This is a genomic window from Sphingopyxis sp. GW821-FHT02C12 (assembly GCF_059421785.1).
The window spans coordinates 1,843,398-1,867,863 of record NZ_JBWKVQ010000001.1 but is presented as its reverse complement, the minus strand read 5'-3'; the positions used below and the strand labels follow the sequence as shown (position 1 = coordinate 1,867,863).

Genomic DNA, 24,466 nt, shown 5'->3' with positions numbered 1-24,466 from the left:
CATGCGCGTCCTGCTCACCGGATCGACCGGCTGGCTTGGCCGCTATCTGGCGCCAATGCTGCGCGGCGCGGGGCATCAAGTCGTCGGCCTCGACATCGTCCCCGGCGACGACACCCAGATCGTCGGCACCGTCACCGACCGCGCGCTGGTCGACCGGATCTTCGCGGACCACGGCATCGAGGCGGTCATCCATGCCGGGGCGCTGCACAAGCCCGATATCGTGCGATACCCGCGCCAGGCGTTTGTCGATGTCAACGTCAGCGGCACGCTGAACCTGATCGAGGCCGCGGTTGCGGCGGGCAACGACCGGTTCCTCTTCACGTCGACCACTTCGCTGATGGTGCGCGCCGATGTGCGCGACGGCGCCGGCGCGGCGGGCGCGTGGTGGATGGACGAGGATTTCGGACCGCTCGAGCCGCGCAACATCTATGGCATCACCAAGCTTGCCGCCGAACAGGCATGCCGGCTGGTCCACCGCGAGCATGGTATCGCGGCCCTGATCCTGCGCACCGGGCGCTTCTTTCCCGAGGACGACGACACGCTCGCGGTGCCGGGCGGCCTCAACCTGAAGGCGAACGAGTTGCTCAATCGCCGCCTGACCGTCGAGGATGCCGCCGCCGCGCATCTTGTCGCGCTCGAACGTGCGCCCGCTATCGGCTGCGACACCTTCATCCTGTCAGCGCCGCCGCCCTTCGCCCGCGACGAGGCCGCGGAACTCGCCCGCGATGCACGCGCGGTGATCGCGCGCCACCATCCACAGGCCGAAGCGCTTTATGCCGCGCGCGGCTGGGTGCTGCCCGAGCGGATCGACCGCCTCTACGACCCGTCGCGCGCCGAGCGGCGGCTGGGCTGGCGGGCGAGCACCGATTTCGGCAGCGTGCTGGCGGCGCTCGCCGACGGGGCGCCGCTGCCCTTTGCCCACGAACCCCATTACACCTCGCCGATCGTCGCGCTGCGCCGCCACCGGCGCGCGGACGATCTTTGCACCAACTGACGTGTGGGCCCCCAAATCCGCACGACCGAAAAGCACGGCGCGGCTGTTCGCAATTCGATGGTGCTGCGGAGATTCCTTCGCTAGCAACGCGGTCCATTGTGCCATGCAGAAACGGTGGGAGTTAGGGCGGGATGACAGCGTCGCAGGCCGATGAACGCAAAGCCGTCAACTATTACCATGGTCTCGACACGATCCGCCTCATCTGTGCCGCGGTCGTTGCGATCGGCCACCATTATTCCAATTTCCAGATCTTTGAATCCGAGCGTTATAATCGCCTGATTTCATCGGGATGGGACATATTGTGGAACGGGCCCGCCGCGGTCATCGTGTTCTTCATCATCTCGGGCTTCGTCATCCACGCTCCCTATCACCAGGGGAAGAGCTTCAGCACCGGCGAATTCTACGTCAAACGGTCGATCCGGATCGTGCTGCCGTCGATCGCCTTCATGATCGCCTTCGTGTTTCCCGATATCGGCAAGGTCGCCGAGGTGAGCTGGAAGGCGACGGTGCTGTGGAGCCTGATCTGCGAGCTGATCTATTATTTCCTCTATCCGTTGCTCGTCCGCTTCAACGGCCGGATGCATATCCCGCTCGCCATCTCGTGCGTCGTCACGATCCTGATCTATTATTTTTACGCCGATGTCTTCGTCGACAACCGCAATTATCGCGCGCTCGGCTATGGCACCTTTCTCGTCGGCTTTCCCTGCTGGCTCGCGGGTTGCTGGCTGGCGGAGAATCTGCATCGCTTCGGCCGGCTTTCGGCGCTGTGGATCAACGCGACGCGTGTCGGCATCTTCGCGATGGCGGTCGTCTTCAAGCTCGCGAAGACGCAGTTGGTCGGTTTCGGCCTCTTCACCTCCTCGGCCTTCATCCTCAACATCTTCGCGATCTTCGCGACCTTCTGGCTCGGCTTCGAACTGGTGCGGATGCTCGACCGGTCGGGCCCCGCCCCGTTCGACCGCATGGGCCGCGCCACCTTCAGCCTCTACCTTGTCCATCCGGTCGCGATGCGACTGTTCGAGGGCGGCGACCATGGCGTCGTGTCGCTGCTGCTCTATCTGGTGGTGACCGGCGTCATGACCTATGTCTTTTTCCTGCTGTGCGAACGCCCGAGCCACCGGCTCGCGCATAAGCTGGGCAACCGGCTGGTCGGCCGCGCGCCGACCGAACGGCAGACCGCGGGCACCGCGGCCGCCGGCGACTGAACGACGGAACCCGACATGCGCGACTATTGCCTGATCACCGCCAACCGCAACTATTCGAGCTGGTCGCTGCGGCCGTGGATGCTGATGCGGGGGCTCGGCATCGTCTTCGAGGACCGGATCGAGCCTTTCGCGCAGCCGGTCAATTACGACGCCTTTCGCAGCTTTTCGCCGACCGGACAGGTTCCGGCGCTGCTCCATGCGGGGCGGACGATCTACGACTCGCTGGGCATCGCGCTCTATCTCGCCGACCGGCACGACGCGGTGTGGCCGGCGGATCCCGATGCACGCGCCTGGGCGCAGTGCGCGGCGGCCGAAATGCACAGCGGCTTTGCGGCGCTGCGTAACGATTGCACGATGAACGTCGGCGTGCGCGTGACCCCGAAGCCGATGTCGGACGCGCTGAAAGCCAATGTCGCGCGCATCCGCGAAGTGTTCGAACAGGGGCTCGCCCGCTTCGGCGGACCATGGCTCGCGGGGTCGCAATTTTCGGCGGTCGATGCCTTTTTCGCACCGGTCACCTTTCGTATCCGCACCTATGGCCTCGACGTCGGTGCCGGACAGGCGTGGGTCGACCATATCCTCGCGCATCCGGCGATGCGCGACTGGGAAGAACAGGCGCTCGCCGAAAGCTGGCGCGAGGAAAGCCATGAGGACGAACTGGCGGCAGCCGGGTCGATCACCGCGGACTATCGTCATGGCTGACGAGACGATGGATGTAAGCGAAGCGACGCGCCTTGCGCAGCAGGGTGGCCTGGCGCTCCAGCGCGGCGACGCGGAGACCGCGCGCGCGGCGCTGCAACCTGTGGTCGATGCAGGCCATGCCAATCTGCAGGTCTGGCTGATGCTGGGCGAAGCCTGCCGTCTCGCGAGCGACCGCGACGGGCAGGAAAAGGCCGCCGACGCGATCCTCGAACAGGATGACGGCGCCCTGCGCGCGCTGATCTGGAAGGGCGATTGCCGCCGCTCGGCTGGCGAACGGCGCGTTGCCGCAAGCTGGTATCGCACCGCGCTGCGCCGGGCCGATATCATCGGCACGCTGCCCGCGTCGCTCGCACAGCTGGCCGACGGCGCGCGCACCGCCGCCGCCGAGCTGGAACGTGAATTCGGTCTCGCCGTCGACGCGGGCCTTGCCGCGCGCGGTCTGCCGCCCGAAGCGCGCAGCCCGGGCTTCGCCCGCGCGCTCGCGGTGATGCGCGGCGAGGACCATGTCGACTATGAATTGCAACGCCCGTCGAGCTTCCTCTTCCCGGGTCTGCCGCAACGGCGCTTCTACGAGCGCGAGGAATTCGACTGGGTCCCCGCTTTCGAGGCCGCTACCGACGCGATCCGCACCGAGCTGCACGCGGCGCTCACCGACCCCGATCTGTTCAAGCCCTATCTGACGCATGCACCGGACCGGCCACGCGTCGAATTCAACGGGATGCACGACAACGCCTCCTGGTCGGCCCTCCATCTCGTGCACAATGGCACGATCGTTCCCGAGATGGCGGCACGCTTTCCGGCGACCTTCGCCGCGCTCGAAACCGTTCCGCAGTGCCGCATCTCGGTGCGCTCGCCGTCGATCCTCTTTTCGCTGCTCCAGCCCGGCGCGCATATCGCGCCGCATTACGGCATGATCAACGCACGGCTGATCTGCCACCTGCCGCTGATCGTCCCCGGCGACGGCGCGCTGACCGTCGGCGGCGAGGCGCGGCAGTGGGAGGAAGGCAAGCTGCTCATCTTCGACGATTCGATCGAGCATGAGGCGATCAACCATGCCGACAGCGACCGCGTCGTGCTGATCTTCGACATCTGGCGCCCCGAACTCGGCGAAGCCGACCGGCGCGGGGTCGCGGCGCTGTTCGAGACCGTCGACGCCTATCGCTAGTCGGTCAGCGCGTCGCGCACGACCGCGATGCCGGCTTCGCGCTGCGCCTTGAGTTCGGCCTTGAGCTTCGCGGGGTCGCGCGCGAAGACGAAGCCGAAGCTGACCCCGCCTTCCTTGCCGATCGTCGCATGGTGGAGCTTGTGCGCCTGCACCAAGCGCTTGGCATAGCCACGGCGCGGAACCCAGCGGAAAGTGCGCTGGTGGACAAGCCCGTCGTGAACGAGCGTGTAGATGATACCGTAGAAGAGCACGCCGAGGCCGATCCACGTCCCCGGCTCCCACGCCGATGCGCCCATGATCATCGGGCTGCCGGCTGCGAACATCGATATGCTGAGCGCGGCGCCGAAGAGCGCGAACAGGTCGTTCTTTTCGAGCAATTTATCATGCGGTTCGTGATGGTCGCGGTGCCAGGCCCAGCCGAAACCGTGCATGATATATTTGTGGCTGCCCCACGCGACGCCCTCCATCGCCACGACGGTGGCAAGAACGAGCAAGATGATGGCAAGGACCGACATGGCGCGAATATAGGCCTCCCGCCCCCGCGCTGCCACCGCAATCGCCGCGACCGAAAATTGCGTTTTGGATCGCCACTGGCTTGCATTGTTGTCGGGGGGGCTTAAGTGAACCGCATGACTCGGCCCCGCACCCTCTATGAGAAAATCTGGGACGCGCATGTCGTCGAACAGCGCCCCGATGGTACCGCCCTGATCTTCATCGACCGTCACCTCGTCCATGAAGTCACCAGCCCGCAGGCCTTTGCCGGGCTTCGCGCGAGCGGCCGCACGGTGCGCCGCCCCGACCTGACGCTCGCGGTGCCCGATCACAACCTGCCGACCACGGCACGGCTCGACGCGGCGGGCAACAAGCTGCCGATCGCCGACGCCGAAAGCGCCGCGCAGCTCGCGGCGCTGGAAAAGAACGCCCCCGAATATGGCATCCGCTATATCGATGCGACCGCAGCCGAGCAGGGCATCGTCCATGTCGTCGGCCCCGAGCAGGGTTTCTCGCTGCCGGGCACGACGATCGTCTGCGGCGACAGCCACACCGCGTGCCACGGCGGCATCGGCGCGCTGGCGTTCGGCATCGGGACGAGCGAGGTCGAGCATGTGCTCGCGACGCAGACGCTGCTGCTGCAACCGGCGAAAACGATGGAAGTGCGCGTCGAGGGTGAGGTCGGCCCTGGCATCAGCGCGAAGGACATCATCCTCCACATCACCGGCACCATCGGCGCCGCGGGCGGTACCGGCCATGTCATCGAATATACCGGCAGCGCGATCCGCGCGCTGAGCATCGAGGGCCGGCTGACGGTCAGCAACATGGCGATCGAAGGCGGCGCGCGCGCCGGGCTGATCGCGCCCGACGAGGTTACCTTCGAATATCTGAAGGGCCGCCCCTATGCGCCCAAGGGTGCCGACTGGGACGCGGCGGTCGCGTACTGGAAGAGCCTCGCGACCGATGCGGGTGCGACTTACGACAAGGTTGTGGTGATCGACGCCGCCGACATCGCCCCGAGCGTGACCTGGGGCACCAGCCCCGAGGATGTCGTGCCGATCACCGGGGTCGTCCCCGACCCCGCGAGCTTCGCCGATCCGTCGAAGCAGGCGGCAGCGGCGAAATCGCTCGCCTATATGGGCCTTACCCCCGGCACGCGGATGCAGGATGTGCCGGTCGAAAATATCTTCATCGGCAGCTGCACCAACAGCCGCATCGAGGACATGCGCGCCGCCGCGGCGGTGATCAAGGGCCGCAAGAAGGCCGACAATGTCAAATGGGCGATCGTCGTCCCCGGATCGGGGCTGGTGAAGGCGCAGGCCGAGGCCGAAGGGCTCGACCGCATCTTCACCGAAGCGGGACTGGAGTGGCGCGAACCCGGCTGCTCGGCGTGCCTCGCGATGAACCCCGACAAGGTGCCTGCGGGCGAGCGCTGCGCCAGCACCAGCAACCGCAATTTCGTCGGCCGCCAGGGTCCGGGCAGCCGCACCCACCTCGTCAGCCCCGCGATGGCGGCGGCGGCGGCGGTGACCGGCAAGCTCACCGATGTGCGGGAACTGATGGCATGACCCCGCTGAACGAGGTCGATGGCCGCGCGATTCCGTTCGGGCTGAAGAATGTCGATACCGACGTCATCATCCCCGCGCACTGGCTGAAGGGCACGACGCGCGAGGGCATGGGCCGCGGCGCGTTCGAGGCGATCCGCAAGGACCCCGACAACCTTTTCGACAGCGCCGAATATAAGGGCGCGCCGATCCTGATCGCGGGCGACAATTTCGGCTGCGGATCGAGCCGCGAACATGCCGCATGGGCACTCGGCGACCTGGGCATCCGCGTCGTGATCGCGCCGTCTTACTCGGACATCTTCTCGGGCAATGCGGTGAAGAACGGGATCCTGCCGGTGGTGCTGCCGCAGGCGGCGATCGACCGGCTGATGGAGGTCGCGCTGACCGATCCGGTGCATGTCGACCTCGAAAACCAGACGGTGACGACCCAGTTTCAGGACCGCTTTGCCTTCGAGATCGACCCGTTCCGCAAGATGTGCCTGCTCGAAGGGCTCGACGAGATTTCGATCACTGAAAAGAGCGACGCCGCGATCGGCGACTATGAGAAAAAACTGGCGCAGGACCGGCCCTGGCTGCAACCTTCGCTGTAACACCCCCTGTGAGGAGAAGATGATGAAGGCTCTCTTGTCGACCGCCACCGGCGGCCCCGAAACGCTGGCTATCGGCGAATTGCCGCGCCCGACCGCGGGTGCCGGCCAGATCGTGATCGACGTGAAGGCCTGCGCGGTCAACTTCCCCGACGTGCTGATCATCGAGGACAAATATCAGTTCAAGCCCGAACGCCCCTTCGCGCCCGGCGGCGAGGTCGCGGGACTCGTGGCCGAGGTCGGCGAGGGCGTGACCGACTTCAAGGTCGGCGACCGCGTGATCGCGGGCTGCGGTAACGGCGGCATGGCCGAGGCGATCGCGGTTTCGGTTCATAATGTCTATCATTTGCCCGACGGGCATGACTTCGCCGAAGGGGCCTCGCTGCTGATGACCTATGGCACCAGCATCCACGCGCTGGTCGATCGCGGGCATATCAAGGAAGGCGACACCTTGCTCGTCCTCGGCGCCTCGGGCGGGGTCGGCATCGCGGCGGTGGAACTGGGCAAGGCGTTCGGCGCACGCGTCGTCGCGGGGGTGTCGAGCGAGGACAAGGCCGAGATCGCACGCGCCGCCGGCGCCGACGAAGTCGTCGTCTATGGCCGCCAGCCGTTCGACAAGGACCAGTCGAAGGCGCTCGCGAACAAGTTCAAGGAGGCCGTGGGGCCGAACGGTGCGAACCTCGTCTATGACGCGGTCGGCGGCGACTACGCCGAACCAGCGCTGCGCTCGATCGCGTGGGAAGGCCGCTATCTCGTCGTCGGTTTCCCTGCGGGTATCCCGCGCCTGCCGCTCAACCTGACGCTGCTCAAGAGCTGCGACGTCGCCGGCGTCTTCTGGGGCGCCTTCGTCGCACGCGAACCCGTGCGCAACCGCGGCAATATCGCGCGGCTGTTCGCGCTATGGGCGCAGGGCAAGATCAAGCCGCGGGTCACCGGCACCTATGCCCTTGCCGACGGCGGCAAGGCGATCGCCAAGCTTGGCGACCGCAGCGCGGTCGGCAAGCTGGTCGTGACCATCTGAAATATCGCCCCGAGCCGGCGCTGACCGAAGCGCTGCGTGCGCTGGCGGCGAGCGGACGGCTTGCGGTGCGCGTCACCCCCGGCGCGAGCCGCGACACGGTGACGATCGCGGACGACACCGTGCACCTGCGCGTCACCGCGCCGCCCGCCGATGGCGCCGCGAACGCAGCGGTGCTGCGACTGCTCGCCGCCGCGCTCGACGTCGCGCCGCGCAACCTGTCACTGCTGCGCGGCGCGAGCGCCCGGATCAAGCTGATCGGGATCGCGCCGGACTGATCGCGATCGATTTTTTGCGGGTTAACGCTTTGTCAGTGGCTCCCGGCTATTGAGCAGGGTGTGACACTAGCGCTTCGAGCGCGTTAGACAGGGCAGGGAAGATGGCGACTCGCCGTTCGATCGGGGAAGATACCGCTGCGGGCATCGCGAATATTTCGCGCACCCGCCGCGCGCAGCTTGTTGCCGAGTTCGAAGGCGATCTGGGCATCGATTACAAAGCCCGCGCCAAAGCGATCGCCGACGCGCACCGCTGGCAGGTGATCAAGACGATCATCGTGTGGACGATCGCGCTGATGTTCTTCCTGATCGCGTGCCAGAAACTCTGGATCATGGGCCAGGCGGTCGACGAACCCTTCTCCGACCTTAATTTCTTCCATGGGTGGTTTGGGGGATAGCCTCGGCGCGCGAAAATGGCGCCGCTGGACGCTGTTACCAAAATTTGGTACCATCGCCGCATGGCAGCGAAAAACACCTCGGTCGCCTTGGGCGAACCTTTCATCGAATTCGCCCGCAACAAGGTCGAATCGGGCGAGTTCGCGACGACCAGCGAGGTCGTGCGCGAGGCGATGCGGCGTTATATCGCTTATGACGACGGGGTCGCGGCGTTGCGGCGCGAGATACAGAAGGGCATCGATAGCGGACCCGCCCGCCCCTTCGATTGGGACGCCTTCATGGAGCGGAAGTTCGGCCCCGCAAGCGATGCGTAGCATCATCGTCCGCCCCGAGGCGGAAGTCGACATCGAAGACATTGCGGATCACACCATCGCACAATGGGGCGCCGACCAAGCCCGCCACTATCTCGGCGATCTCCGCCGAACCATCGAGCGCCTTGCGGTGGATGGATTACGCCGCCCGGAAGAAGCGGACGTCTTTCCGGGCCTGAGGCGAGCGCGGAGCGGGCACCATTTCATATTCTATCTGATCGACGACGAGCGGGTCGATGTGATCCGGGTGTTGCATGAGCGGCGGGATGTGATGCGGCAATTGCAAGGTTGAGCGCGAGGCAGACCATCAAGCGAAGGGGTCCGCAACATCCTCCTTTCGGGCCTCCACCTGCGGATTGTCTCCATAAGAAATCATGCCGCGATCGATGCTCATGAACTCGCGCAGCCGCGATGCCTTCAGGCGACGCGACCATTTCCAAAGGTCGCCGCATGAGTCGGACCAGGCAGCATGAGTATAAAGCGTTTCCAGATGCTCGGCGACGTGCTCGATCGACGAAACATCATAACGATCTTGTCACCATCAACGGCGGGGTTGCTGCCCTTCCAACGAACGACCCACCGCTTCTGGCACTTGCTCAATAAACCCGCGCCTTCGGCTTGATATATTCGGCGTCGTCGGTGAGCGTATATTCGTGGACCGGGCGGTAATCGAGGCGGACGCCGCCGCCCTTGCCGCCCCAGCCGTCGAACCAGCTGATGCTGTGCTTCATCCAGTTCGGATCGTCGCGGTTCGGGAAATCCTCGTGCGCGTGGGCGCCGCGGCTTTCCTTGCGGTTGAACGCCGAATGCATCGTCACCGTCGCCTGGCTGATCAGATTGTCGAGCTCGAGCGTTTCGATGAGGTCGGTGTTCCAGATCAGACTGCGGTCGGTGACGCCGATGTCGTTCATCCGCTGATAGGTCTTGGCAAGCTTGTCCTTGCCCTCGGCCATCAGTTCGTCGGTGCGGAACACCGCGGCGTGCATCGACATCGCGCGCTGCATTTCGTCGCGGACGACCGCGGTCGGCGAGCCGCCATTGGCGTTGCGGAAATGATCGAGACGGCCGAGCGCGAGGTCGGCGCTGTCCTTGGGCAGTGCGGCCTGCGCGGCGCCGGGCTTGATGATGTCGCGCAGCCGGTGGCCGGTGGCGCGGCCGAACACGACAAGGTCGATCAGGCTGTTCGAGCCGAGGCGGTTCGCGCCATGGACCGACACGCACGCCGCTTCGCCGACCGCGAACAGGCCGGGGACCACGGTATCGGGATTGCCGTCCTTCAGCGTCACGACTTCGCCATGATAGTTACAGGGAATGCCGCCCATATTGTAATGGACCGTCGGCACGACCGGCAGCGGCTGGCGGGTCAGGTCGACGCCGGCGAAAATCTTGCCGCTCTCGGTAATCCCGGGCAGGCGCTCGGCGAGCACCGCGGGATCGATATGGTCGAGGTGCAGGTAGATATGGTCCTTGTGCGGACCGACGCCGCGGCCTTCGCGGATTTCGAGCGCCATCGAACGCGACACGACGTCGCGCGACGCGAGGTCCTTCGCGGAAGGGGCATAGCGTTCCATGAAACGCTCGCCTTCGCTGTTGGTGAGGTACCCGCCCTCGCCGCGTGCGCCTTCGGTGATCAGCACGCCGGCGCCATAGATGCCGGTCGGGTGGAACTGGACAAATTCCATGTCCTGCAATGGCAGGCCGGCGCGCAGCACCATGCCGCCACCGTCGCCGGTGCAGGTGTGCGCCGAGGTCGCGGTGAAATAGGCGCGGCCATAGCCGCCGGTCGCGAGCACGACGGCCTGCGAGCGGAAGCGGTGGATGCTGCCATCCTCCATGCACAGCGCGATCACGCCGCGGCACACGCCGTCTTCCATGATCAGGTCGAGCGCGAAATATTCGACGAAGAAGTCAGCGTCATATTTCAGCGACTGCTGATAGAGCGCGTGGAGCATTGCATGGCCGGTGCGGTCGGCCGCGGCGCAGGTGCGTTGCACCGGCGGGCCTTCGCCCATATTCTGCATATGGCCGCCGAACGGGCGCTGGTAGATGGTGCCGTCCTGGTTGCGCGAGAAGGGCACGCCGGCGTGCTCGAGTTCGTAGACCGCCTGCGGCGCTTCGCGAACCATATATTCGATCGCGTCCTGGTCACCCAGCCAGTCGGACCCCTTGACGGTGTCGTACATGTGCCAGGTCCAGTGGTCGGGCGAATTGTTGCCGAGGCTGGCGGCGATGCCGCCCTGCGCCGCGACGGTGTGGCTGCGCGTCGGGAACACCTTGGTGATGCAGGCGGTCTTGAGTCCCGCCTCGGCGCTGCCCATCGTGGCGCGCAGGCCCGACCCGCCGGCGCCGACGACGACGGTGTCATAGATATGGTCGATGATCTTGTAAGCTTCGGTCATGTCACATGCCCCCCGGGCCGAGCGCCATGGGCGCCAGTGCGATGCGGGCGATCGTGAAGATCCCGAATGCGGCGCCGCCGATGGCGTAGAAATTGAGCGCGACGAGCGCGAGCAGACGCGTCGCTTCGCCGTGGACATAGTCCTCGATCAGCACCTGCAGCCCGAGGCGCAGATGGACGAAGATGCTGACCACGAGCAGGATGAGCGCGAGCGCGACCATCGGCTGCGACGCCCAGCGATGCACCGCGGCGAAATCGCCGAGGTTCAGGCGCAGGAGCGAGACGACGAGGAAGCCGACGAGGAGCAGATTGCCGAGCGCGGTCAGCCGCGCCTGCAGCCAGTGGTGCGAACCATGCTGGGCCGAGCCGAGGCCGCGAACCTTGCCGAGATGCGTGCCGTTGCCCATCAGAGTGCGCTCCCCAATATATAGAGCCATGTCGCTGCGGTCGCGAACACGCCCGCAGCGATCACCACGGTCGACCACAGCTTGTTGGTCTTGAGTTCATAACCCGCACCGGCGTCGAGGACGAAGTGGCGAAGGCCCGAAAACATATGCTGGAAAAAGGCCCAGGTCAGCCCGACCAGCACGACCTTGCCCAGGATGTTGGTGATCGTGTGGAAGATGCCGACATCGGGGCTGGGGTCGTGCCAGACGCAGGCGACGAACGCCGCATAGGCCTCGGGCCCCGCCGCGATGGCGTAGAGCCACCAGAGGAACATGCTCGCGCCGACGATCGCCAACCCGTCCCCGCTCGCGCGGTGGAGGATCGAGACCGTCATCGCGGGTCCCCATTTATAAACCTGCAAATGCGGCGAGAGCGGCCTGCCGCTCGGTTCGTTGCCAGCCATATCAGCCCCGTTTCTGACTCTAATCGGTCGATGGGCGCCGGTTTAGCGCCATGGCCGCGATATGCAATTGCTTAGGAGCCTTTGTTGCACGGCGCGGAAATATTTGCGACCCTGCGCCCCTTAGAACGGGGGAGACGGGCGTGATCAAGCGGAAAAACGCGGTTCTGGCCATGGCGGCCGTCGGCCTGATGGCGGTGGCGCTGGCGCCCGCCGCCATGGCCGAGGTCACCGAAGCCGAAAAGACCGCCAATGCCGAGGCGATGGCGACGGGCAAGCTGATCTATCAATATGACCAGGCGGCCTGGCACAGCACCGATGCGCTGCTGGCGTTGATCAAACCCGCCGACTATCCCGACCTGCGCGGCTGGGTCGTCGAACCGCATGACGACGGCAAATTGCTGGTCACCTATTTCGGCCAGCGGAACGGTCCGCGTTACGCGATCGTGCGTTATGTGATGCAGGGCGCGGCGGTGGTCGAAGGCGGGCTGGTGCCGAAAGGCGAGGATGCCGCCCTGTCGCCACTCGCCAACCGGCTTGTCGACGCTCGCGACGCAGCGACCGAGCGCTTCGTGAAGGAAAAGCTGGGCTTCTGCACCGAGGGCAGCGCCAACAGCGTTATCCTGCCTCCCGACGGCAACGGACGGATACGCGCCTATATCATGTCACCGTCGGTAACCGCGGGAGTCTTTCCGCTCGGTGGCCATTACCGTTTCGATATCGACGCCGCCGGGAAAGTCGCCAGTTGGCGGCCCTTCCTCAAGAGCTGCATGATGATCGACTCGCGCCCCGACGAGGAGATGAAGGAGAAGGCCTTCTTCGTCGTGTCGCACCTGCTCGACCCGCAGCCGACCGAAATCCATTATTTCGTGCGCAATAACGTGCCGATCGACATGGGCATCATCATGGCCGACGAGGACATCTGGTTGCTCGGAACCGACGGTTTCACCAACCCAAAGGGCAGCGAAATCGGAATGCCCTGATCATTTCTTCCCGCGGTTGGCGTAGAGCAGCGCGGCGAGCACCGCCGCCGAGCCGATGCCGATGCCGGCCGCGGCTGCGGCGGTTTTCCAGCCGGCCTTCTTGCCGGTTCCGGTCGCTTCCTTGTCGGCGGCTTCGGTCGCCTCGGCGGCTTCCTTTTGCGCCTGAAGTTCGCGGGCGGCGCGCAGGACTTCGTTTTCGCTTTCTTCGCCGGTGCCGGTTTCGGGGAGGTCTTCGCTGGGGGTCATTTTAGTCTCAAGTCCTTGTTGTCACAGCAGTGCCTGCTCCACAGGCACATAGTCCGTCCCGACCGCTTCGGCTACGGCTTCGAACGTCACCTTACCATTCCAGACGTTGAGTCCCTGTGCAAGATGCACGTCGCGTTTCAGCGCCTCTTTCCAGCCCAGGTCGGCGATGCGCAGCGCGTGCGGCAGGGTGACGTTGTTGAGCGCATAGGTGCTGGTACGCGCGACCGCACCGGGCATGTTGGCGACCGCATAATGGACGATGCCGTCGACGACATAGGTCGGGTCGGCGTGGGTTGTCGCATGGCTGGTTTCGAAACAGCCGCCCTGGTCGATCGCGACGTCGACGAGCACCGAACCCGGGCGCATCGTGCCGAGCATGTCGCGCGTCACCAGCTTCGGCGCCTCGGCGCCGGGGATCAGCACCGCGCCGATCACCAGATCAGCCTCGGCGACGCATTCGGCGAGGTTGGCACGGTTCGAGAAGCGCGTCTTCGCGCGCGCTTCGAAAAAAGTGCCGACGCGTTCGAGTACTTCGGGATCGCGGTCGAGGATGGTGACGTCGGCGCCGAGCCCCGCCGCCATCTGCGCCGCGTTGAAGCCGACGACGCCGCCGCCGATGATGCAGACCTTGCCCGGCGCCACACCCGGCACGCCGCCGAGCAGCACGCCGCGGCCGCCGTGCGCCTTTTCGAGCGCGGTCGCGCCGGCCTGGATCGACATGCGCCCCGCGACCTGGCTCATCGGTTTCAACAGCGGCAGGCCACCGTGCGGGCTGGTGACGGTTTCATAGGCGATACAGACGGCGCCCGACGCCATCAGGTCGCGCGTCTGGTCGGGGTCGGGGGCGAGATGGAGATAGGTGTAGAGAATCTGCCCGGGGCGGAGCATCGCACGCTCGACGGGCTGGGGTTCCTTGACCTTCACGACCATGTCGCAGGTCGCGAAGATTTCCTCGGCGGTCTGGACGATCTCGGCGCCCGCCTCGACATAAAAGCGGTCGTGCGCGCCGATGCCTTCACCGGCGCCGGTCTGCACGAGCACGCGGTGACCGTGGACGTGGAGCTCGCGCGCGCTTTCGGGGGTCAGGCCGACGCGATATTCGTGATTCTTGATTTCCTTGGGGGTGCCGATGATCATGCGTCGCTCTCCAATACCGGGTGGCCGCCGATCGCGCCTCGCGTTGCCGACGACTCTCTGCCGCCGATATAGCAGCTTCGCCGCGCGAGGTGCTTGCATATCATGGTCCGTTCCCCGACAAGCGCGCACAAATTGTGCGCGAAATCGCCCTGGAGCGCTTCATGATGGATCGGATCGACCGCAAGCTTCTCGACCTGCTGCAGCGACAGGGGCCGCGTCCCGCGGTCGAGCTCGGCGAAAGCGTCGGGCTGTCGGCTTCGGCGTGCCACCGCCGCATCCGCGCGCTCGAGAGTGACGGGATCATCGCCGGCTATGCCGCGCGGCTCGACCCCGACAAGATCGGCCTCGGGCTCGACGTCTTCGTCGACATCAGCCTGACCTCGCAGAGCGAGGAAGCGCTGACCGCCTTTGAAAGCGCGGTGAAGAGCTTCGACGAGATCCTGGAGTGCCAATTGCTGTCGGGTGCATCGGATTACCGGCTGCGCGTCGCGGCGCGCAATGTCGCCGACTTCGACCGGCTGCACCGCCATTGCCTGTCGCGGCTGCCCGGCGTCGCCGCGATGCACAGTGCCTTCGCGCTGCGCACGATCAAGGCGTTCGAGGGCTATCCGGTGCGCGGCGAGGGCTGACGCGCATTTTTTTTCGCGGCGCTGGTTAACGCCGAATTTACCCCTTCCCCACATAGATCGGTCATGATTTTCGCCGGTGACAGCGGACGGCAGCGCCGCGCGCCACGAACGATGTGAGGGAAGCAGGATCATGGTGAAGGAAAATCCGATTCATAAGCAGCAGATTGATCCGATCCTGATGTCGGATCGCTTCCCCTTCTATGATCTCGATGGCCAGCTGGCGGCCGATGGCGCCGAAATCGCGGCGATCGTCACCGGGCACGAGCCCGAGATGGCGCGCGCTTACTGGGATGCCTTCAACGGCCTGTCGCTCGTCGAACGCAAGGTCGAGGGCGACCTGCTGACCAGCTATATCGCCGGCAGCGCGAAACATATGCGCGAGAAATATGCCCATGCCGACGGACAGGCCGCGGCGACGATCGCGTGCCAGAACACCCATATGGCGCTGCGCGTCGGGGTGCCGCTGGCATCGGTCCTGTCGTGCATCGGCGAGAGCCAGCGGCTGGCCTATCATTATGTGGTCGAGGCCTGCGCCGGCGATGCCGCGCGACTGACCCGGCTGTGCGCGGCGATCAACCGGCTCGCGCTGCTCGAATTCGACATCATGGAAACCTATGCCGAGAAGCTGAACCGCGCGGTCATTTCGGGCGAGCGATTGGCGCTGGCCGGCGATTTCGACCAGTCGATCGCCTCGCTGGTCCAGGAAACCGACGGCGTGCGCCGCGAACTCGCCAGGCAGGCGGCCTCGGCCGACCATGCCGCCAAGGGCATGATCGCCAAGACGAGCGAAGTCGCCGCGGCATCCGAACAATCGGCGATCGCGATGCGCGAAGCCGCCTCGACCGCCGCGGGGCTGATCCGCGCGATCGAGGACGCGCGCAGCGAAGTCGAAGCCAGCTCGCACGTCGCGATCCGCGCCTCCGAACAGGCGGGCGAAGCCGTCGCCATGTCCGAAGCGCTGTCGCACCATGCCGAATCGATCGAATCGATCCTCGGCCTGATCCGCGAGATCGCGGGCCAGACCAATTTGCTCGCGCTCAACGCCACGATCGAGGCGGCGCGCGCGGGCGAATCGGGCCGCGGCTTCGCGGTCGTCGCGCAGGAGGTGAAGAGCCTCGCCAACGAAACCGCGCGCGCGACCGACGATATCGCCGGCAAGATCACCGCCATCCAGCAGGCGACCAGGGGTTCGGTCGCCGCCAACCAGTCGATCCAGGCGACGATCGTCGAGGTCCAGCATTCGGCGCAGCGCATCCGCGACGCGATGGACGCGCAGGCGCAGACGGTCACCTCGATCACCGCCGCGGTCGACGAAACCGCGCTCGCCGCCGATTCGATGTCGTCGACGATCGCCAGCATCCGCAACGATTCGGGCATGGTCGCGGGCGAAATCAGCGTGCTGAGCGACGAATTCGCCAAGATGGGCGAGCGGCTGCAGTCGCTCGAACAGGCCGCGAGCGAGTTCAGCCGCCGCGTTGCCTGACCGGCATACCGACCCCATGCTTGGCAAGGTGACGGGGTCCGCTTAAGGGCGGGCCATGCAAACCCATATCCTGATCAGCGGCGCGAGCCGCGGCATCGGCGCCGCGATCGCTGCGGCGCTGCTTTCCGACACGGCCAAGGTCGTCGCGCTGTCGAGCGCCGACGGCGACCTCGCCGACCCCGCGACGCCGGGACGGATCTGGAACCGCGCCCTCACGCAGCTCGATGGCCGTATCGATGTGCTGGTGAACAATGCCGGGGTGTTCGAGGCGAACCCGATCGACGCCGACGACGCCGACTGGCTTGCCAACTGGAACCGCACGCAGCAGATCAACCTGACCGCGAGCGCCCTATTCTGCCGCCTGGCGGTGCTGCACTGGCAACAGCGGAAGTCCGAGGGCCGCATCGTCAATATCGCGAGCCGCGCCGCGCATCGCGGCGACAGCCCCGCGCACTGGCATTATGCGGCGTCGAAGGCGGGCATGGTCGCGATGACCAAGACGATCGCGCGTGCTTATGCGAACGAGAATATCCTCGCCTTCGCCATATGTCCCGGCTTCACGATGACCGGCATGGCCGAGGAGTATCTGGAGAGCCGCGGCGGCGACAAATTGCTTGCCGACATTCCGCTCGGCCGCGTCGCGATGCCCGAGGAAGTGGGCGAAATGGCGCGCTGGTGCGCGATCGACGCGCCCGCATCGATGACCGGCGCGGTGCTCGACGTGAACGGAGCCAGCTATGTCCGCTAGAATCGCCATCCTCGCCGCGCTGGCGCTCGCCGGCTGCACGCCGCAGCGAACCCCTGCCCCCGCCGCGCCCGCTCCGACCGGCAAGGCGCTCGCGACCGCGTGCGAAGGACGCGACGGGTGGAGCGACGCCGCGCCGCCCGCGAAGATTTTCGGCAACACCTATTATGTCGGCACCTGCGGCATCACCGCACTGCTGATCGCGACCCCCGACGGGCTGGTGCTGATCGACGGTGCGACCGCGGAGGCCGCACCGGGCATCCTCGCCAATATCCGCGCGCTCGGCTTCGACCCCAAGAACGTCCGCACTCTGCTCGCGAGCCACGAGCATCTCGACCATGTCGGCGGGTTGAAGGCGCTGCAGGATGCGACCGGCGCCGCGGTGCTGGCGCGGCACGAAGCGGTGGCGACGCTGACCAGCGGCGAGCCCGAGGCGATCGACCCGCAGCGCGGTGCGATCCCGCCCTTCGCCGGGGTCAAGGTATCGCGCGAACTCAAGGATGGCGAGCGCCTGCCGATCGGCGACATCGGGCTGACGATCCACGCGACCCCGGGGCATACGCCGGGCAGCACGAGCTGGACATGGCGCGCGTGCGAGGCGGGCGATTGCCGGACGATCGCCTATGTCGACAGCCTGAGCGCGGTGTCCGCCGACGATTATCGCTTTTCGGACCATCCCGATTATGTCGCGATGCTGCGCGCGACCTTTGCCAAGGTGCCGACGTTGCCGTGCGACCTGCTGATCACCCCGCATCCGTCGGCGAGCAACCTCTTCGATCGACTCGCGGGCGCGGCGCCGCTGGTCGATGCGAGTGCGTGCAAGACTTATGCCGAGGGCGCCGCGAAGCGGCTCGACGACCGGCTGGCGAAGGAAGCCGCGGCGAAATGAGCTGGATCGTCTCGCTCCCCTGCACCCGCGCCGAGGCCGAAGCGCTGTCGGGCGACATCCCCGAACTCGACACGCGGCCCGATGCGCCCGTCGTGGTGACGCGCGAGATCGACGAGGATGCCGGGCAGTGGCAGCTCGACGCCTATATGGACGAACGGCCGGACGCAGCGCTGGTCGAATTGCTGCAGTCGCTGACGCCGAGCGCCAAAGGCGCGAAGCCGGTGATCGAGGAACTGCCCGAGGAGGACTGGGTCACCCTCTCGCAACAAGGACTCGAGCCCGTGCAGGCGGGACGATTCTTCGTCCACACCAGCAGCTTTGCCGACCGCGTGCCACCGGGCAGTACATCCTTCCTGATCGACGCGAGCCAGGCGTTCGGCACCGGCGGGCACGACACCACCGCGGGTTGCCTCGCGATGCTCGACCTGATGGCGCGGGAGGGCATGGTGCCGCGCAACATCGCCGATATCGGCACCGGCACCGGCCTGCTCGCCTTTGCAGCCATGGCGCTGTGGCCGCGCGCACGGACGATCGCATCGGACATCGATCCGGCGAGCATCTTCGTGACCAAAGACAATGCCGGGATCAACGGCGTGCCGCTCGGCCGCGGCGGCGGACGGCTGGCGGTCGCGGTCGCGCCGGGGACCGACCATCCCGCGATCAGGCATCGCGCGCCTTATGACCTCGTCATCGCGAACATCCTCGCGGGGCCGCTGATCACCCTCGCCCCCGATATCGCGAGCGTCACCGCGCCGGGCGGCCATGCGATCCTTGCCGGGCTGATCGCGCGGCAGATGGAGCCGGTGCTGACCGCCTATCGCGCGCAAGGATTTCGCCTCGCCGCGCGCGGCGGCAGCGCCGAATGGCCGTGCCTGCTGCTGGTTAAGCGCCGCCGTTACGGCTGGCGGCGCAAGGAGCGCGCCTTTCACCGCGCGAGCCCGTCGGACGCGAGTTTCGGGAGCTGGTAAGTCAGGTGCTGGAAATTCTCCGGTAATTTGCTAGGCTTGGCGCCGCGTCACCGGGAGACCTGCCATGAGCCTGATCGCCGCCCTCGCCCTGCTTGCCGCCGCCGGCAGCGATCCCGACCCTATCGTCGTGACGGGAACCCCGATCACCGCAGCCGAGGAACGGAAACGCGCCGCCGAATTTGTGCGCCGCGCCGGTGTGGCCCGGCTCGAGCCGGTCGCGCGGTGGATCATGCCGATATGTCCGCGCACGGTCGGGGTCGATGACGCGGTCGCGGCGATCGTCGACAAGCGGATTCGTGCGGTCGCGGCGTCGGCGGGCGCGCCCGTCGCATCGGGTGCGTGCGTCCCCAACATCGCCGTCATTTTCACCGACGACGGCGAGGGCCTGACCCGCGCGATCTTCGCCAAATCACCGCGACAGGCCGCGGCGCTGTCGCCCGTCGTCCGCGAACGGCTGGTCGAGGGCGATGGCGCGATCCGCTGGTGGTACAGCACCCGCGACGAGAGCCGCGACGGAATGCCCGCGGCGTCCGGGGTGGTGCGGCAATATAACAGCAGCATCGTCAGCACCCAGGTCGTGCGCGCGCTGCGGTCGGCGACGGTAATCATCGATGCCGAAAAGGCCGACGGGACCCTGCTCGACTCGGTCGCGTCCTATGCGGCGATGGTCGCGCTCGCCGAATTGAGCAGCAGGCCGCCGCCGCCCGAGGATTCGATCATGGCGCTGTTCGACGGCGAGGCGGGGCGCCGCGAATTATCGGACAACGACGCCGCGCTGCTGCGCGGCATTTACAGCCTGCCGCCCGACCGCGAAGCCTTTCAGCATCGCCGGCGGCTGGTATCGGAGGTCCGCAAGGACCGGGATTGAGAGTCAGCCGCTCTTGGCGAGCGCATAGTCCTGCGTGCCGCGGGTGATCACTTCGTCGCCGGGCAGGATGTCGGCGATGGCGATCGGCGGCAGCGCGTCGTTCGCGGCATAGAGCGGCGCGAAGTCGGTGTTCACCGTGGTATCGAGCAGCTGGTCGAGGCTGTCGATGACGAAATAATTCTGCTGGAAATCGTCGATCCGGTAGTCGGTGCGCATGACGCGGGCTAGGTCGAAGCCGATGCGGTTCGGGCTGTCCGAATCGAGCGCGAAGACGCTTTCGGCATAGCTCGACACGATGCCGGCGCCATAGATGCGCAAGCCCCCCGCTTCGCGGATCAACCCGAATTCGACGGTATACCAGTAAAGCCGCGCGAGCTGTTTGAGCGCGTCGAATTTCAGGCTGCGCAGCCCGCCCTCGCCATAAGCGACCATATAGTCGGCGAATATCGGGTCGGCGAGCATCGGGACATGGCCGAAGACGTCGTGGAAGACGTCGGGTTCTTCCAGATAGTCGAGCTGCTGCGGGGTGCGGATGAAATTGCCCGCGGGGAAGCGGCGGTTGGCGAGATGGTCGAAAAACACCTCGTCGGGGACGAGCCCCGGCACCGCGACGACCTGCCACCCCGTCGCCGCCATCAACCGCGCGTTGAGCTCGCGATAATCGGGGATGCCGGGCTTTTCGAGCCGCAGCACGTCGATGCCGCGCAGAAAGGCTTCGGATGCGCGGCCGGGCAGCATCGCCGACTGGCGCGCGAAGAGACGGTCCCACATCGCATGTTCGTCGGCGGTGAAGGCGTCCCAGTTCTGAGCGATCGTCCAGTCGGCCGCAGCGCCGGGCGGCGGGGTTTCATGGACGTGGGTGAAGCCTTCTTTCATGGGACACGCCTAGCATGAAAAGGTTTCAAATGAAACCGTCTCCGTCGAGCCGCAGCAGGCGGATATGGCCATAGCCGCGTTCGACCTGCCCGGCGCCCGCCAATATACGCAGCGCCGCGCCCAACGTCACGCGCGACACGCCGAGCAGGTCGGCGAGCTGCTGCTGGGTCGCGGTGATCCGATCGCCGCCGGCGCTGTCGGCCGCCATCGCACGCAGCATCGCGAGCAGCCGATCGGGGGTCGACAACCGCCGTTCGGAATCGATGATGTCGAGCGTCGACGCGAGCTGACGCGACAGACTGCGCAGCAGCAGCTCGGCCCAGCCGACGTCGGCGGCCATCAATTGCCGCAGCAGCGGCCGGTCGATCGCGACGAGCCGCGCGCCGCCGCTGGCGAGCGCGTCGACCTGTCGCGGCACACCGGTAAAAAAGGCCAGTTCGCCGAACATGTCGCCGCGCCCCATCACCCCGAAATGGGTGAAACCACCGTCCTCGGCAAAGCGGCCGATCGTCACATGTCCGTCGACGACCGCCCAAAAGGCGTCGCCCGGATCGCCTTGATGCTGGACGAACTGGCCGTCGGCAAAATCGCGCACGCGCGCACTTGCGGTCAGCTGAACCAGCTCGTGCGGCGACAGGGTCGATCGCTCGGCCATCGCAAAATGATAAGTTCTTTGCATTCCGGGTCGCGACACTGTGGCAAGGTCGGCGCCATGGCAAGCAACGACTTGCCGATGGCCATGGGAGTGCCGCGACATGCAGCTGACAAGCGCCCAATCGAGTCTGGTCGTGATGGCGATCTATCTGAGCTTCGCGCTGCTCGAACTCGCCTGCACCCGATTGTTCGCCAAGGACGAACAGACGCGCCACGACGGCATCCTCGAAGTCGTCAGCACCCTGATGCTGCTGGTGGTGACGCAGCCGCTGATCCTGTTCACGGTCGGTGCGATCGGCCAGGCGCTGGTCCCACAGTACGCCAATGCGCTGGCGGGCATTCCCTTCCTCGCCGCGCTCGCGCTGTTCCTCGTCTTCGAGGATATGATGCAATATTGGTGGCACCGTGCGAGCCACAGCTTTTCCTGGCTCTACAACCTCCATCGCGCCCACCATAATGCGCGCTATATGAGCGTCCGGCTCGTCTATCGGAACAACATCCTCTATTATGCGATGATGCCGAGTATCTGGTTCGCGGGGATTCTGGTCTATCTTGGACTCGGCTGGTTCTATGCCGGCTATCTGGTCGTCAAGATGGCCGTGATCATCGGCGCGCACAGCGATTTCGCGTGGGACAGGCCTCTGTACCGGATCAAGGCGCTGTCGCCGCTGATGTGGGTCGTCGAGCGCGTCATCAGCACTCCGGCGACGCATCACGCCCACCACGGCCGCCACCTCAGCGACGGCGCGGTCCATTATAAGGGAAATTTCGGCAATTTGCTGTTCTTCTGGGACGTGCTGTTCGGCACAGCCAAGATCACCCGCAGCTATCCCGTCAGCTATGGCGTCGAAAACCTGCCCCCGGCGACGCTGGGCCAGCAACTGCTGTGGCCGATCTTTCCCGAGAACAAGGATATGGACGCCGATATCCCGGGCGCGGTGCCCCGGTCAGCCATTCCGCAGGTCGCGGCGGGCTGACCGGAGGTACCAAGCGGCGTGTCAGAAGCGCGCGCGGATGCCCGCCGACACGGCGCGCCGTTCGACGGGATAATAGATCGCCGAGGTCGGGGTGACGACGATCGCCGCGCTGATGTCGCCGATCGCCTTTTTGCCGGTGACATTGCGGACGTCGACAAAGGCGTCGATCCCCTCGGCCACCCGCGCCCCGCCGGTGATGCCGAGCAGCGCATAGCCGGGGGTGCGCACCAGATTACGATAATCGGCGAAGGGGCCGTCGGGGACCCATTCGAGGTTCGGCGCGATATGCAGCGCGTCGGTGCCAACCCGCAGTTCGGCGCGATAGACATGGTTCGGGACCACCGGCAGGCGATTGTTCCCGAACTGGACGTCGCCCCGAAAACGAAAGTCGCTGTAATTGTATATTTGCCGCAGCCGCAGCCATGGTGCGGGGTTGAGTTCGAGCGACGCCTCGATGCCCTGATGCAGCGTGCGGTCAGCATTGAAGGTCGCGGCGGGGATATCGCTGCCGGTCGCGAACTGCAGCATTTCGCCCGTCAGCGTCGCGCGGTAGGCGGCGATGTCCCACGCCGCGAAACCGATCGTGCCGCGCGTGCCGATTTCCGCGGTCCAGGCGCGTTGCGGGCGGATGTCGGACACCACGGCGCTTGTCGGCGGGGATCCGACCGTCTGGAAAACCTCGCCGAAGCCCGGGAATTCGGCCGAGCGGCTGTAGTTGGCGAAGACCTGGATGTGATCGGCGGGTTCGAAGAGCAGGCCGAGTTTCGGCGAGAAGGCGTCGAAGTCGATCCGCCCGTCGGTCGCGGCGGTCGCCGAAAAATCGACCCGCCGCGCACGCCAGCCGTCGGCATAGACGCCGCCCGCGACAAGCGTCAGCGTCTCCACCGGCCGCACGCGTACCTCGCCATAGAGGGTTGCGGTCTGTGCCTTCTGGCCGGCGTCGAAGGTCAGCGCACCGCGCCGGCCGCCATTGTTGACGAACTGGCGGGCATCGGTGCGGCCGCGCCGGATTTCGCCGCCGAGGGTGAGCTCGAACGGCCCCGCCGCATAATCGAGCCGGGCAAAGCCGCCGATATCGGTCGATTTCTGGTCGATGAGCTGGAAGATCGGGTGATGCAGCGACTTGGCGTTGACGAAGCCGCCGACGTCGAGCTTCACCGCGCCGAAATCGAGGCTGGTGCGGTTCTGGAGCCGCAGCGAGTCGATATCGCGGCCCTGATCGCCCGCGACGGCGCCCGCATTCGCCTTGCGCGGGGTCGTCAGCGCCTCGGTCTGCGTCAGCGCGCCGGGAAGTTGCTGGTTGATATTGTTGATGCTCGCATAGAAGCGCGTGCGCACAACGCGGCTCAGTTTCAACCCGACATTGCCGTGAAAGCGCAGGCTGCGCCGCTTCGCATGGTCGCGGTCGCCATCCGAGGTGTCGGCGCTGACCGCGCCCCATGCGTCGACCCGGTCCCCCGCGACACCCGCCGAGACAAGTCCGCGCACGCTGCCGAAACTGCCGACATCGCCGCGCAGGTAAATCCCCTCGACGGTGCGCCCGGTCGGGGTCACGCCATTGACCGCGCCGCCGAGCGTGCCCGAGCCGAAGCGCAGCGCGTTGGCGCCGCGATAGACCTCGAGATGGTCGAAGAAGATCGGTTCGAGTTCCTGGAAATCGCCATTGTCGTCGGCGAGGTTGATCGGCACCCCGTCCTGCAGCAGCGTCAGCCCGCGCATGTGGAAGCCGCGCGACAGCCCCGAGCCGCGGATCGAAATCCGTACCTCCTGCCCGTAACGCGGCTGGAGATAGACGCCCGGCGAGAAGGCGAGCGTGTCGCGCAGCGACATGATCGATTTGTCCGCATAGTCCCGATGCGTGACGACGTCGACGCCGCCGGGGGTGCGCGCGGCGCGTGCTTCGGCATCGTCGGTCAGTTCGGGCGCGGTGACGATGATCGTCTGGTCTTCGCCCGCCTCTTCGGCATGGCTGGCGGCGGGGACGAGCGAGAGGACGAGCGCCAGCAACGGCGCCGCCCGATGGGTACGGCTGTTCATGAAATTTCCTTCGCTTGGG

Annotated in this window: 28 protein-coding genes; 19 read left to right on the top strand and 9 right to left on the bottom strand. The window is 66.2% G+C overall.

Going from position 1 to position 24,466, the window contains the following annotated elements; translation table 11 throughout:
* The first annotated feature begins 1 nt into the window (after window position 1).
* The 4 genes from AC07U1_RS08900 to AC07U1_RS08885 all read left to right on the top strand — a co-directional run bounded on the left by AC07U1_RS08900 (window position 2) and on the right by AC07U1_RS08885 (window position 4,066).
* Window positions 2-994, top strand: a complete 993-nt coding sequence (locus AC07U1_RS08900) for an NAD-dependent epimerase/dehydratase family protein (protein ID WP_495176778.1) — start codon at window positions 2-4, stop codon at window positions 992-994.
* Window positions 995-1,125: 131 nt separating this feature from the next.
* Window positions 1,126-2,199 (top strand): acyltransferase family protein, encoded by a 1,074-nt coding sequence (locus tag AC07U1_RS08895; RefSeq protein ID WP_495176779.1) that lies wholly within the window; start codon window positions 1,126-1,128, stop codon window positions 2,197-2,199.
* A 15-nt stretch (window positions 2,200-2,214) separates the two neighbouring features.
* Window positions 2,215-2,901 carry a glutathione S-transferase family protein gene (locus tag AC07U1_RS08890; protein ID WP_495176780.1) on the top strand — a complete coding sequence of 229 codons (687 nt, stop codon included), beginning with the start codon at window positions 2,215-2,217 and terminating at the stop codon, window positions 2,899-2,901.
* Window positions 2,894-4,066: an aspartyl/asparaginyl beta-hydroxylase domain-containing protein gene (locus tag AC07U1_RS08885; RefSeq protein WP_495176781.1), complete on the top strand. Its 1,173-nt coding sequence runs from the start codon at window positions 2,894-2,896 to the stop codon at window positions 4,064-4,066. The genes AC07U1_RS08890 and AC07U1_RS08885 overlap by 8 nt, the downstream gene beginning before the upstream one ends.
* Here the strand turns inward: AC07U1_RS08885 and AC07U1_RS08880 are convergent.
* Window positions 4,063-4,581 (bottom strand): sterol desaturase family protein, encoded by a 519-nt coding sequence (locus AC07U1_RS08880; RefSeq protein WP_495176782.1) that lies wholly within the window; start codon window positions 4,579-4,581, stop codon window positions 4,063-4,065. The two genes, AC07U1_RS08885 and AC07U1_RS08880, sit on opposite strands and share 4 nt — an antisense overlap.
* 114 nt (window positions 4,582-4,695) lie before the next feature.
* Between AC07U1_RS08880 and leuC the strand changes: the two genes are divergently transcribed.
* The 7 genes from leuC (at window position 4,696) to AC07U1_RS08845 (ending at window position 9,002) form a co-directional block, all read left to right on the top strand.
* Window positions 4,696-6,126 (top strand): 3-isopropylmalate dehydratase large subunit, encoded by a 1,431-nt coding sequence (gene leuC, locus AC07U1_RS08875; protein WP_495176783.1) that lies wholly within the window; start codon window positions 4,696-4,698, stop codon window positions 6,124-6,126.
* Complete coding sequence (leuD, locus tag AC07U1_RS08870; protein ID WP_187141181.1) at window positions 6,123-6,713, top strand: 3-isopropylmalate dehydratase small subunit; 591 nt, start codon at window positions 6,123-6,125, stop codon at window positions 6,711-6,713. The genes leuC and leuD overlap by 4 nt, the downstream gene beginning before the upstream one ends.
* A gap of 22 nt (window positions 6,714-6,735) precedes the next feature.
* A complete protein-coding gene (locus AC07U1_RS08865) occupies window positions 6,736-7,731 on the top strand; it encodes an NADPH:quinone oxidoreductase family protein (RefSeq protein ID WP_495177472.1) in 996 nt (331 codons plus the stop codon).
* Between the two features lie 65 nt (window positions 7,732-7,796).
* Complete coding sequence (locus AC07U1_RS08860) at window positions 7,797-8,006, top strand: DUF167 family protein (RefSeq protein ID WP_187141227.1); 210 nt, start codon at window positions 7,797-7,799, stop codon at window positions 8,004-8,006.
* Between the two features lie 101 nt (window positions 8,007-8,107).
* Complete coding sequence (locus AC07U1_RS08855; RefSeq protein ID WP_056345822.1) at window positions 8,108-8,401, top strand: hypothetical protein; 294 nt, start codon at window positions 8,108-8,110, stop codon at window positions 8,399-8,401.
* 60 nt (window positions 8,402-8,461) lie between these two features.
* Entirely contained in the window at window positions 8,462-8,713 is a 252-nt protein-coding gene (locus AC07U1_RS08850) for a type II toxin-antitoxin system ParD family antitoxin (protein ID WP_187141179.1), read from the top strand.
* The gene (locus tag AC07U1_RS08845; protein ID WP_495176784.1) at window positions 8,706-9,002 is read left to right on the top strand and encodes a type II toxin-antitoxin system RelE/ParE family toxin; all 297 of its coding nucleotides are present in this window, start codon (window positions 8,706-8,708) and stop codon (window positions 9,000-9,002) included. Before AC07U1_RS08850 ends, AC07U1_RS08845 begins: the two co-directional genes overlap by 8 nt.
* A 304-nt stretch (window positions 9,003-9,306) precedes the next feature.
* Here the strand turns inward: AC07U1_RS08845 and sdhA are convergent, their stop codons facing one another.
* The 3 genes from sdhA to sdhC are packed head-to-tail and all read right to left on the bottom strand — an operon-like array spanning window position 9,307 to window position 11,958.
* Window positions 9,307-11,109 carry a succinate dehydrogenase flavoprotein subunit gene (gene sdhA / locus AC07U1_RS08840; protein WP_056345816.1) on the bottom strand — a complete coding sequence of 601 codons (1,803 nt, stop codon included), beginning with the start codon at window positions 11,107-11,109 and terminating at the stop codon, window positions 9,307-9,309.
* Between the two features lies 1 nt (window position 11,110).
* Window positions 11,111-11,515, bottom strand: a complete 405-nt coding sequence (gene sdhD / locus AC07U1_RS08835; protein WP_056345814.1) for a succinate dehydrogenase, hydrophobic membrane anchor protein — start codon at window positions 11,513-11,515, stop codon at window positions 11,111-11,113.
* Window positions 11,515-11,958 (bottom strand): succinate dehydrogenase, cytochrome b556 subunit, encoded by a 444-nt coding sequence (gene sdhC / locus AC07U1_RS08830; protein WP_495176785.1) that lies wholly within the window; start codon window positions 11,956-11,958, stop codon window positions 11,515-11,517. The genes sdhD and sdhC overlap by 1 nt, the downstream gene beginning before the upstream one ends.
* A 140-nt stretch (window positions 11,959-12,098) precedes the next feature.
* On the opposite strand from sdhC, the gene AC07U1_RS08825 reads away from it, so the two are divergent.
* A complete protein-coding gene (locus AC07U1_RS08825) occupies window positions 12,099-12,938 on the top strand; it encodes a hypothetical protein (RefSeq protein ID WP_495176786.1) in 840 nt (279 codons plus the stop codon).
* On the opposite strand, the gene AC07U1_RS08820 is transcribed toward AC07U1_RS08825, so the two are convergent.
* Window positions 12,939-13,184, bottom strand: coding sequence for a hypothetical protein (locus tag AC07U1_RS08820; protein ID WP_056345806.1), 246 nt, complete (start codon window positions 13,182-13,184; stop codon window positions 12,939-12,941). It abuts the gene before it with no gap.
* Window positions 13,185-13,205: 21 nt separating this feature from the next.
* A complete protein-coding gene (gene ald / locus AC07U1_RS08815) occupies window positions 13,206-14,321 on the bottom strand; it encodes an alanine dehydrogenase (RefSeq protein WP_495176787.1) in 1,116 nt (371 codons plus the stop codon).
* Window positions 14,322-14,485: 164 nt separating this feature from the next.
* Between ald and AC07U1_RS08810 the strand changes: the two genes are divergently transcribed.
* From AC07U1_RS08810 to AC07U1_RS08785, 6 genes are all read left to right on the top strand, one after another.
* Window positions 14,486-14,950, top strand: a complete 465-nt coding sequence (locus AC07U1_RS08810; RefSeq protein WP_495177473.1) for an Lrp/AsnC family transcriptional regulator — start codon at window positions 14,486-14,488, stop codon at window positions 14,948-14,950.
* Between the two features lie 130 nt (window positions 14,951-15,080).
* Window positions 15,081-16,433 carry a methyl-accepting chemotaxis protein gene (locus tag AC07U1_RS08805; RefSeq protein WP_056345803.1) on the top strand — a complete coding sequence of 451 codons (1,353 nt, stop codon included), beginning with the start codon at window positions 15,081-15,083 and terminating at the stop codon, window positions 16,431-16,433.
* Window positions 16,434-16,488: 55 nt separating this feature from the next.
* On the top strand, window positions 16,489-17,181 hold the full coding sequence (locus AC07U1_RS08800) for an SDR family NAD(P)-dependent oxidoreductase (RefSeq protein ID WP_495176788.1): 693 nt from the start codon (window positions 16,489-16,491) through the stop codon (window positions 17,179-17,181).
* Window positions 17,171-18,067, top strand: coding sequence for a subclass B3 metallo-beta-lactamase (bla, locus tag AC07U1_RS08795; RefSeq protein WP_495176789.1), 897 nt, complete (start codon window positions 17,171-17,173; stop codon window positions 18,065-18,067). Before AC07U1_RS08800 ends, bla begins: the two co-directional genes overlap by 11 nt.
* On the top strand, window positions 18,064-19,035 hold the full coding sequence (locus AC07U1_RS08790; RefSeq protein ID WP_495176790.1) for a 50S ribosomal protein L11 methyltransferase: 972 nt from the start codon (window positions 18,064-18,066) through the stop codon (window positions 19,033-19,035). The genes bla and AC07U1_RS08790 overlap by 4 nt, the downstream gene beginning before the upstream one ends.
* Window positions 19,036-19,099: 64 nt before the next feature.
* Window positions 19,100-19,903: a hypothetical protein gene (locus AC07U1_RS08785; protein WP_056345794.1), complete on the top strand. Its 804-nt coding sequence runs from the start codon at window positions 19,100-19,102 to the stop codon at window positions 19,901-19,903.
* A gap of 3 nt (window positions 19,904-19,906) precedes the next feature.
* Here AC07U1_RS08785 and phhA read toward each other — a convergent pair whose 3' ends face one another.
* Window positions 19,907-20,779 carry a phenylalanine 4-monooxygenase gene (phhA, locus tag AC07U1_RS08780; RefSeq protein ID WP_495176791.1) on the bottom strand — a complete coding sequence of 291 codons (873 nt, stop codon included), beginning with the start codon at window positions 20,777-20,779 and terminating at the stop codon, window positions 19,907-19,909.
* 25 nt (window positions 20,780-20,804) lie between these two features.
* Window positions 20,805-21,434 (bottom strand): Crp/Fnr family transcriptional regulator, encoded by a 630-nt coding sequence (locus AC07U1_RS08775; protein ID WP_495176792.1) that lies wholly within the window; start codon window positions 21,432-21,434, stop codon window positions 20,805-20,807.
* 100 nt (window positions 21,435-21,534) lie between these two features.
* Here AC07U1_RS08775 and AC07U1_RS08770 point away from each other — a divergent pair, with 100 nt between their 5' ends.
* Window positions 21,535-22,410, top strand: coding sequence for a sterol desaturase family protein (locus AC07U1_RS08770; protein ID WP_187141168.1), 876 nt, complete (start codon window positions 21,535-21,537; stop codon window positions 22,408-22,410).
* Between the two features lie 21 nt (window positions 22,411-22,431).
* On the opposite strand, the gene AC07U1_RS08765 is transcribed toward AC07U1_RS08770, so the two are convergent.
* Window positions 22,432-24,447, bottom strand: a complete 2,016-nt coding sequence (locus AC07U1_RS08765; RefSeq protein ID WP_495176793.1) for a TonB-dependent receptor family protein — start codon at window positions 24,445-24,447, stop codon at window positions 22,432-22,434.
* Between the last annotated feature and the right edge of the window lie 19 nt (window positions 24,448-24,466).

Coding starts and splice junctions, on each gene's coding strand:
- AC07U1_RS08800 (WP_495176788.1), top strand. CDS start 16,489: ATGCAAACCCATATCCTGATCAGCGGCGCGAGCCGCGGCATCGGCGCC.
- AC07U1_RS08850 (WP_187141179.1), top strand. CDS start 8,462: ATGGCAGCGAAAAACACCTCGGTCGCCTTGGGCGAACCTTTCATCGAA.
- AC07U1_RS08775 (WP_495176792.1), bottom strand. CDS start 21,434: ATGGCCGAGCGATCGACCCTGTCGCCGCACGAGCTGGTTCAGCTGACC.
- phhA (WP_495176791.1), bottom strand. CDS start 20,779: ATGAAAGAAGGCTTCACCCACGTCCATGAAACCCCGCCGCCCGGCGCT.
- AC07U1_RS08890 (WP_495176780.1), top strand. CDS start 2,215: ATGCGCGACTATTGCCTGATCACCGCCAACCGCAACTATTCGAGCTGG.
- sdhD (WP_056345814.1), bottom strand. CDS start 11,515: ATGGGCAACGGCACGCATCTCGGCAAGGTTCGCGGCCTCGGCTCGGCC.
- AC07U1_RS08785 (WP_056345794.1), top strand. CDS start 19,100: ATGAGCCTGATCGCCGCCCTCGCCCTGCTTGCCGCCGCCGGCAGCGAT.
- AC07U1_RS08895 (WP_495176779.1), top strand. CDS start 1,126: ATGACAGCGTCGCAGGCCGATGAACGCAAAGCCGTCAACTATTACCAT.
- AC07U1_RS08865 (WP_495177472.1), top strand. CDS start 6,736: ATGAAGGCTCTCTTGTCGACCGCCACCGGCGGCCCCGAAACGCTGGCT.
- AC07U1_RS08820 (WP_056345806.1), bottom strand. CDS start 13,184: ATGACCCCCAGCGAAGACCTCCCCGAAACCGGCACCGGCGAAGAAAGC.
- bla (WP_495176789.1), top strand. CDS start 17,171: ATGTCCGCTAGAATCGCCATCCTCGCCGCGCTGGCGCTCGCCGGCTGC.
- AC07U1_RS08885 (WP_495176781.1), top strand. CDS start 2,894: ATGGCTGACGAGACGATGGATGTAAGCGAAGCGACGCGCCTTGCGCAG.
- AC07U1_RS08900 (WP_495176778.1), top strand. CDS start 2: ATGCGCGTCCTGCTCACCGGATCGACCGGCTGGCTTGGCCGCTATCTG.
- leuD (WP_187141181.1), top strand. CDS start 6,123: ATGACCCCGCTGAACGAGGTCGATGGCCGCGCGATTCCGTTCGGGCTG.
- AC07U1_RS08880 (WP_495176782.1), bottom strand. CDS start 4,581: ATGTCGGTCCTTGCCATCATCTTGCTCGTTCTTGCCACCGTCGTGGCG.
- sdhC (WP_495176785.1), bottom strand. CDS start 11,958: ATGGCTGGCAACGAACCGAGCGGCAGGCCGCTCTCGCCGCATTTGCAG.
- leuC (WP_495176783.1), top strand. CDS start 4,696: ATGACTCGGCCCCGCACCCTCTATGAGAAAATCTGGGACGCGCATGTC.
- AC07U1_RS08790 (WP_495176790.1), top strand. CDS start 18,064: ATGAGCTGGATCGTCTCGCTCCCCTGCACCCGCGCCGAGGCCGAAGCG.
- AC07U1_RS08845 (WP_495176784.1), top strand. CDS start 8,706: ATGCGTAGCATCATCGTCCGCCCCGAGGCGGAAGTCGACATCGAAGAC.
- AC07U1_RS08805 (WP_056345803.1), top strand. CDS start 15,081: ATGGTGAAGGAAAATCCGATTCATAAGCAGCAGATTGATCCGATCCTG.
- sdhA (WP_056345816.1), bottom strand. CDS start 11,109: ATGACCGAAGCTTACAAGATCATCGACCATATCTATGACACCGTCGTC.
- AC07U1_RS08765 (WP_495176793.1), bottom strand. CDS start 24,447: ATGAACAGCCGTACCCATCGGGCGGCGCCGTTGCTGGCGCTCGTCCTC.
- AC07U1_RS08770 (WP_187141168.1), top strand. CDS start 21,535: ATGCAGCTGACAAGCGCCCAATCGAGTCTGGTCGTGATGGCGATCTAT.
- AC07U1_RS08810 (WP_495177473.1), top strand. CDS start 14,486: ATGGATCGGATCGACCGCAAGCTTCTCGACCTGCTGCAGCGACAGGGG.
- ald (WP_495176787.1), bottom strand. CDS start 14,321: ATGATCATCGGCACCCCCAAGGAAATCAAGAATCACGAATATCGCGTC.
- AC07U1_RS08855 (WP_056345822.1), top strand. CDS start 8,108: ATGGCGACTCGCCGTTCGATCGGGGAAGATACCGCTGCGGGCATCGCG.